The organism is Clostridium luticellarii (assembly GCF_002995845.1).
GTDB lineage: Bacteria > Bacillota > Clostridia > Clostridiales > Clostridiaceae > Clostridium_B > Clostridium_B luticellarii.
Map to the genome: position 1 here is coordinate 1 of NZ_PVXP01000105.1, position 7,196 is coordinate 7,196.

General features: G+C 34.5%; 9 protein-coding genes. 1 reads left to right on the forward strand and 8 read right to left on the reverse strand.

What is annotated here, in order from left to right:
* Positions 1–239: 239 nt before the first annotated feature.
* On the forward strand, positions 240–683 hold the full coding sequence (locus CLLU_RS17520) for a MerR family transcriptional regulator (protein WP_106011056.1): 444 nt from the start codon (positions 240–242) through the stop codon (positions 681–683).
* 166 nt (positions 684–849) lie between these two features.
* On the opposite strand, the gene CLLU_RS17525 is transcribed toward CLLU_RS17520, so the two are convergent.
* From CLLU_RS17525 to CLLU_RS17560, 8 genes are all read right to left on the reverse strand, one after another.
* Positions 850–2,235 carry an MATE family efflux transporter gene (locus CLLU_RS17525; RefSeq protein WP_106011057.1) on the reverse strand — a complete coding sequence of 462 codons (1,386 nt, stop codon included), beginning with the start codon at positions 2,233–2,235 and terminating at the stop codon, positions 850–852.
* A 3-nt stretch (positions 2,236–2,238) separates the two neighbouring features.
* On the reverse strand, positions 2,239–2,697 hold the full coding sequence (locus CLLU_RS17530; RefSeq protein WP_106011058.1) for a MarR family winged helix-turn-helix transcriptional regulator: 459 nt from the start codon (positions 2,695–2,697) through the stop codon (positions 2,239–2,241).
* A gap of 187 nt (positions 2,698–2,884) precedes the next feature.
* Positions 2,885–3,295: an arsenate reductase ArsC gene (locus CLLU_RS17535; RefSeq protein ID WP_106011059.1), complete on the reverse strand. Its 411-nt coding sequence runs from the start codon at positions 3,293–3,295 to the stop codon at positions 2,885–2,887.
* Between the two features lie 28 nt (positions 3,296–3,323).
* Positions 3,324–3,527 (reverse strand): DUF4177 domain-containing protein, encoded by a 204-nt coding sequence (locus CLLU_RS17540; protein WP_106011060.1) that lies wholly within the window; start codon positions 3,525–3,527, stop codon positions 3,324–3,326.
* Positions 3,528–3,552: 25 nt separating this feature from the next.
* Positions 3,553–4,602 carry an ACR3 family arsenite efflux transporter gene (gene arsB / locus CLLU_RS17545; protein WP_106011064.1) on the reverse strand — a complete coding sequence of 350 codons (1,050 nt, stop codon included), beginning with the start codon at positions 4,600–4,602 and terminating at the stop codon, positions 3,553–3,555.
* 66 nt (positions 4,603–4,668) lie between these two features.
* Entirely contained in the window at positions 4,669–6,408 is a 1,740-nt protein-coding gene (arsA, locus tag CLLU_RS17550; RefSeq protein WP_106011061.1) for an arsenical pump-driving ATPase, read from the reverse strand.
* Entirely contained in the window at positions 6,408–6,779 is a 372-nt protein-coding gene (gene arsD / locus CLLU_RS17555; RefSeq protein WP_106011062.1) for an arsenite efflux transporter metallochaperone ArsD, read from the reverse strand. Before arsD ends, arsA begins: the two co-directional genes overlap by 1 nt.
* Positions 6,780–6,801: 22 nt before the next feature.
* Positions 6,802–7,140 (reverse strand): ArsR/SmtB family transcription factor, encoded by a 339-nt coding sequence (locus CLLU_RS17560; RefSeq protein WP_106011063.1) that lies wholly within the window; start codon positions 7,138–7,140, stop codon positions 6,802–6,804.
* Positions 7,141–7,196: the final 56 nt, after the last annotated feature.

The window sequence follows — 7,196 nt, forward strand, 5'->3', positions numbered from 1 at the left end:
AGAAGTATTGAATATTGGTAAAAAGACGCGTTTGGGTATTATCCTCAAGGCACTTAGGGGAGCGTAGGTTAAAATGTGTTACAGGGAAAGTCTGTATTTTTTTAACCTACAGTAAATTGACACGATCTTAAATACACTTAGACTTGCATAAGCTTCTTTCATATACTATGATAGATATATTCTAATACCTAAACTTAACTTGAGGTCAATACTTTTTTGTAAGTTTTTGGAGGTGCCTTATGACTTATTCCATTGGAGAAATATCAGAAATACTAAATATACCCATATCAACCTTGCGTTACTACGACAAAGAAGGACTGCTTCCTCTTGTCAACAGAACTTCTGGGAATATCAGGATATTTGACGATACAGATCTTGAATGCCTGAAAATGATAGAATGCTTAAAAAGTACAGGTATGCCGCTTAAAGATATCAAACAGTTCTTTGAATGGTGCGAAGAAGGAGATTCTACAATTGACCAGCGATATAATCTATTCATTCATCAAAAAGAAAAAACTGAGAAACAGATTGCTCTCTTACAAGATGCACTTGATCGTATCAATTATAAATGTGAGTTTTACAGAATATCAAAAGAAAACAGGACAACCAATGTCCCTGGACTACGTGAAAAACTTGCCATGAAATTTCTAAATAGAAATACAAAAAAAGGAATAGCAGAGTAACCTATTGTTCCATTTGTGTTTTTGGCCATTAAAAAAATATTTTTCTAATTCATAGTTCCTTCTTATGTAAGACATCAGCCAAACCATATACTGGATACTAATTCCAGTATACGCAGGCTATAACTTTTATATTTCTTTATAAGGGAATTACTCTATCACAGGAATATTACTCCTTAAGGACAGCCTTTTCAAAATTAAAATTTTGATTCATCTTTTCTCTGTTCATGCGTTTCATTTCCATAAAGATAAGAATTCCAGTTATGAAAGCAGACAAAATATCGGCTATCGGCGGAGTCCTCCATACACCTTCAATACCCCAAAATCGCGGCAATATCAGCAATAGGGGAACCAATAACAGTAATTGTCTGGATAATCCCAAAATCGTGGATTGAATCGGCTTGTTGACTGCCTGAAAGTATTGTGAGCAGACAATTTGAAAGCCAGCGACAAAGAACATCATGAAAAAGATTGACATTGCATGAGCAGTGAGCCTGGTTAGTTCTATATTATTGTTGTTAAACATGTTGGCAATTTGAGTGGGCCATAAATGCACAACTGCAGTGCTTACTACTGCTATGATTGTAGCAACAATTACCGCCTTTTTCAAAGCTTCTTTTACTCTATTGAACTGCTGGGCACCATAGTTAAAACCGATAATGGGCTGGGCGCCTTGGCTGATACCGAGAATAGGCATAAACATTAGGGTAGCTATGCTTCCAACAATACCCATGGCCGATAATGCCATATCTCCACCATAGGTCATTAGCGCTTTATTCAAAATGGTATTTTGCAGACTATTGGCCAATTGCATTGAAAAAGGTGCAAATCCAATAGACATAATACCAATGACTATATTTTTCTCCAATCTGAGATTCTTAAGTCGTATTTTCAGCAAACTAGGTCCCCAAAGGAAATAACTTAAAACCCAGATAGATGAAAATATCTGACCGCAGACAGTTGCCAACGCAGATCCCTTAATTCCAATGCCTAATTTTATTACAAAAATATAATTCAAAACTATATTGATTACAGTTCCGATTACCTGGGTATACATGGCCATCTTAGGATTACCTTCAGCTCTGATAAAATTGACCATTCCCATACTTATAGAACTCAAAGCTGATGCCATCATTATAATGTGGGTAAAATCTTTGGCATAAGGTAAAATTTTGGCACTGGCTCCAAAAAAGCCCAGAATAGGCTCGGTAAAAAGAAAATAAACAACACTTATACATATTGGCAGCAATATCAACAATAATGTGGCGTTTCCCGCAATCTTTTCAGCTTCTTCTGGTTTTTTTTCTCCCAGACGAATGGAGATGAGTGATGTAGCTCCAACACCGATTAAAACAGATACAGCCAGAAGAATAAGCATAATTGGGAAGGCCACGGTTATAGCTGCAATAGCAATTGAACCCACCCCACGGCCTACAAATATACGGTCAATAATATTATATATAGAGTTTAGCAACATAGCAATAACAGCTGGCCAGGAAAACTTCCACAGCAAACTGCTAATTTTTCCATCTCTAAGTTCCATTGTGTTATCCATTCTTCAATTCACCTTCTTAATTTTTCCCATAAACTGGATAATATATTTAAGACTATCGACAAATTTCATTAGCTCCTCAGGCTTCGAATTACTTAAAATTTTGTCTATACACTGAATGGAGCTTTTCATTATATCTTCTATCTCTGATTTTCCGGCATCTGTAAGAGATATTAAAGTTCTTCGGCGGTCATTAGCATCATGATGCCGAATAACTAGTCCAAACTTTTCCAATTGATCAATCAGAGTAGTTAAGCTACCCTTTTCCATATTGAGCATTTTGGCAATTTGGGTTGCAGTAAGAACATGATTCTGATAGAGAAAGCCTATGATCATGATGTGATTTTTTTTAATTCCCTGATACTGACGACTTTCTTTAGGAAATTGGCGGATAAATTTTTCATGGATCAAACCCATGGTTTTAAACAACAGTTCGTGTAGTTCTTGCAGTTCTTCATATGTCATACACATCACCCTTCATGTAGTTAGAATTCTAACTTTAAGAATACCAACTTATTGTATATCTCTATTTTTTACTTGTCAAGTTAAAAAAATGGATCATTAGATAGTTATAAATTGTTGTGACCCAGCTTTGCTGAACGCACATAATAAAAAAAGAGTGAAAATCACTCTTTTTTATTTTCATTATTTGTTATAATTCAATTTCCTTATTTTCTATTCTCTTTATTAAATTTTTTACTTTTTCCTCAATCATTTTAGCTGTTTTAATAAATTCCTTGTCACTTTTTCCTGTGGGATCTTCAAGCCCCCAGTCCTCTTCATATTTGGATGGTAAAAATGGACATGCAACATTACATCCCATTTTTATTACTATATCAATTTCAGGTAAATCATCAATCAGCTTGACATGTTGAATTTCACTTATATCAATGTTATATAATTTTTTAATTACTCTGACTGCATCTTTATTTATTTCAGATTTGATTTCAGTGCCAGCTGAGTATGAATCAAATACCTCACTTCCATATAATCTTCCTATTGCTTCAGCCATCTGTGATCTACATGAGTTATGGACACATATAAAAGCCACTTTTGGTTTCATCTTTTTCCTCCTATGCTAAATTTTTATATTATGAGTTATATTCTGATTTTTTAAACACTATTAAATCACTATCCAATTTAGATGGTTTTCCTAATGTTTTACATAAACTTTGTAAAATTCCCACTAACTCCCACCCATCTTTTCCATAGTTATTTAACAATTCTTCTATACTTAAATTTCTTTGTGAATTTAAAAAATGATCAACCGTAAACACTTTATATTTCCATTCCATATTAACAATACCCCCTTAAAAATTCCTACCTTTTTAGTGCAAAATACTTTTTCCCCCAGTGTAGTGCTACATTTACAAGTCCTATCATCACAGGCACTTCAATCAATGGTCCTATTACTGCTGTAAAAGCCTCTCTAGATTCTATGCCAAATACAGCAACTGCAACAGCTATGGCAAGCTCAAAATTATTGCTTGCAGCCGTAAATGAAAGTGTAGCTGTCTTTTTATAGTTTATACCTGATTTGTAACTTATAAAAAATGAAACTGAGAACATAACTGCAAAATAGATTACAAGTGGTATGGCAATTCTAATTACATCCAAAGGCAATTCTATAATATACCTTCCTTTAAAAGTAAACATTACAACAATAGTAAATAATAATGCTATCAAAGCCAGTGGACTTATTTTAGGAATAAATTTTTTTGTATACCATTCTGTACCCATTTTAGGTTCCAGCAGTAATCTGGTTAGCATTCCAAGTGCAAAAGGAATGCCAAGGTAAACTGCAACGGAAGAAGCTATTTTTCCCATTGAAATATCTACACTATAACCGGTAAGTCCAAACCAGGTTGGAAGTACAGTTATGAATATATAGGCATATATTGAATAAAATATAACCTGGAATATAGAGTTAAATGCCACCAGTGCAGCTGCATATTCCGTATCTCCATCTGCAAGACTGTTCCATATGATTACCATTGCAATGCACCTGGCAAGTCCAATAAGTATAAGACCTGTCATATATGCAGGATAAGCATGTAAGAATATTACTGCAAGTGCAAACATCAATATAGGTCCTATTATCCAGTTTTGAATAAGTGACAGGGATAATACCTTAGGATTTCTAAACACCTTGCCAAGTTCCTTATAGTTTACTTTGGCAAGTGGCGGGTACATCATTACAATAAGCCCTATGGCAATTGGAATGGATGTAGTGCCAACGGATAAACTGGATAATCCTTTTGATATACCCGGCACACCCCACCCAAGCAAGATTCCTGCAAACATAGCAAGAAATATCCAAAGCGTTAAATAACGATCAAGCAATGACAACCTGGATGATTTACTTTTCATATATATTCCTCCCATTTCCATAGGGACTGACCCTCTTACATTTTTTGTAAGGAGATCAGTTCCGCTTTATAAATCAAACAATTTTTCATCCTTAATTTCTTCTGCCTTCCATTTTATCAATGCAAAATTCCCGTTGGAAATTTCATTGACTTTGTTTATCCATGGTATTTCATTACTTGCTTTAGCTTTAAGCACACTATTCGTAGTATCAGCTGCGTACATGCTGGAATTTACAATCCACCACTTACTTGTAATTCCCGCACGTTCCAGATCTGCCTCAAGACGTATGGATTCATAAACTGGAGTATCCTCAGCCAAAGTTACAATAATAACTTCCGTCTCATCGGCATTTTTAAGTTTGGGTAAAAGATCTTTAACAGATTGAGGTACATCGCCTTCTGAACGCTTAATCTCTCTATTATAGCTTTCTGTAGAATCCAGTAATAGCAGGGTATGACCTGTAGGTGCTGTATCTATCACTACAACTTCATCCTTTGATTTCTCAACTATTTCTGCAAAAGCCCTGAATACAGCTATTTCCTGTGTACATGGAGATCTTAAATCTTCTTCAATATATGCTATATCACTTTCATCCATAGTTTTCCTTGCCTTGCTTAATACTTCTGTTTTATATTTTTCAAGTTCCTCTTTTTCATCAATATGGCTTAATGTAATACCGTAATTTTTATCCAGGACAAATTTTAAATGTGCTGCTGGATCCGTAGTAGTCAAATGAACCTTTTTGCCTCTTTTTGAAAGTCCAAGAGCAATGGCAGCTGCAACTGTCGTTTTACCTACTCCGCCTTTTCCCATAGTAAATATTACTTTTTTATCATTATTATACAGATCATCAACTATATCTTTCAGCTTATTTATTTTATTTACATTCAGTTCTGTAGCCTTATATTCAATATTATCTTTTTTTAAAAATGCTCTTATATTTTTAATTCCTGTTACATTGTATGGCCTAAGTGGTATTTCATAAGTTTCAATAGATTTTATACTTTCAGGTAATTTATTTAAAGCATTCTCCTGCTTTAAATAAATTGCATTTGAAATATTATCATCATGAACTTCAAGTACGCCATTTATAATCAATATCTGATTATTTATGCCTATGTCTCTTAATTCTTTAGATGCTCTTTCTGCTTCTTTAAGAGGCGTAATTTGAGGTCTTGATACAAGAACAAGAGTAGTTCTTGCTCCATCTGATAAAGTTTCAACTGCATTTTTATATAATGATTTTTTATCTTCAAGTCCTGATAACTGCCCTAAACATGAAGCTCCATGAGTGCTTTCTCCTATAAAATTACTCCAGGCCGAAGGAAGTTGAAGCATCCTCAGTGTATGCCCTGTAGGGGCTGTATCAAATATTATATGATCAAATTTTTCTTCAATTTTTTCATCAGTAATAAAGGTTGAAAATTCATTAAAAGCAGCTATTTCCACAGTACAAGAACCCGAAAGCTGTTCTTGCATATTTTTAATGGCTGTTTCTGGAAGTTTGCCTTTATATGGAGCTACTACACTTTCCCTGTACTCTGCAGCAGCTTTTTCAGGATTTAGGTTTGCTACTGTCAAATTTGGTACGTCTTTAATTTCAACTCCCTTATTATCGAGATCCGTGCCAAACACATCCTGTAAATTGGAAGCTGGATCTGTACTGATAAGCATAATTTTTTCACCCCGATCTGCAAGGGCAACAGCAGTGGCGCAAGCAGCAGAAGTCTTGCCTACGCCGCCTTTACCTGTAAAAAACAAATATTTAGTTAAATGTATACTGTCAGGGTTAAATCTTTTAACCATCAGCAACACCTTCCTCCGCAATCACAGCCTTTAGATTTTATCTTAAGTCCAGTTTTTAAATAATCTTCTGATATACCCAGTAATTCGCAAAATTCCTTATTTGTTGGATATGCCTTTGTCTTTACTATTACACCCTCCACCATAGTTACTGGAAGTATTTCTGTACCTTCTTTATTCAATGCCTCATTAATCGTTTTGTTGTCTACAAATATTTGGGGATTGCCAGTCAAATTGTACCTTTCAACCAATATACCTTTTTTTTGAAGTGTATTAATAACAGTAGAAACCCTTAATAACTCCGGATCTATAGAAGGTCCGCATACTCCTGTAGAACAGCACATTGCCGGATCAAAAATTATCATCTTTTTCATATAAACTCTCCTCCATATAAATTTATTTTTTATTATCAGTTTCACATTTGCCACTGCCCTGTTTTTTGCAGATACACTCATCAGTGTCTGTCATAATATTCATCAGGAACAGCAACAGCTTATTTGCATTAGTATTATCCAAGGAATAGTGACTCCAGACCCCTTCTTTTCTACATTTAACAAGTTTACAGTCTATAAGCACTTTCATATGGTGTGACAGAGTGGGCTGCGTAAAGTCAAAATTTTCCAGTAAATCACAGGCACATTTTTCACCGCAGGAAAGTATGTCGATAATTTTTAATCTATTTTGATCTGATAGTGCCTTGAATATTTTTGCATTTAATTCATAATCCAAATTCATAAAGTCACCTCCTTATATAGATAATAGTCTATATTTATAAATATAGACTATTATCT

Coding starts and splice junctions, on each gene's coding strand:
- arsB (WP_106011064.1), bottom strand. CDS start 4,602: ATGAAAAGTAAATCATCCAGGTTGTCATTGCTTGATCGTTATTTAACG.
- CLLU_RS17525 (WP_106011057.1), bottom strand. CDS start 2,235: ATGGATAACACAATGGAACTTAGAGATGGAAAAATTAGCAGTTTGCTG.
- CLLU_RS17520 (WP_106011056.1), top strand. CDS start 240: ATGACTTATTCCATTGGAGAAATATCAGAAATACTAAATATACCCATA.
- CLLU_RS17540 (WP_106011060.1), bottom strand. CDS start 3,527: ATGGAATGGAAATATAAAGTGTTTACGGTTGATCATTTTTTAAATTCA.
- CLLU_RS17530 (WP_106011058.1), bottom strand. CDS start 2,697: ATGACATATGAAGAACTGCAAGAACTACACGAACTGTTGTTTAAAACC.
- arsD (WP_106011062.1), bottom strand. CDS start 6,779: ATGAAAAAGATGATAATTTTTGATCCGGCAATGTGCTGTTCTACAGGA.
- arsA (WP_106011061.1), bottom strand. CDS start 6,408: ATGGTTAAAAGATTTAACCCTGACAGTATACATTTAACTAAATATTTG.
- CLLU_RS17560 (WP_106011063.1), bottom strand. CDS start 7,140: ATGAATTTGGATTATGAATTAAATGCAAAAATATTCAAGGCACTATCA.
- CLLU_RS17535 (WP_106011059.1), bottom strand. CDS start 3,295: ATGAAACCAAAAGTGGCTTTTATATGTGTCCATAACTCATGTAGATCA.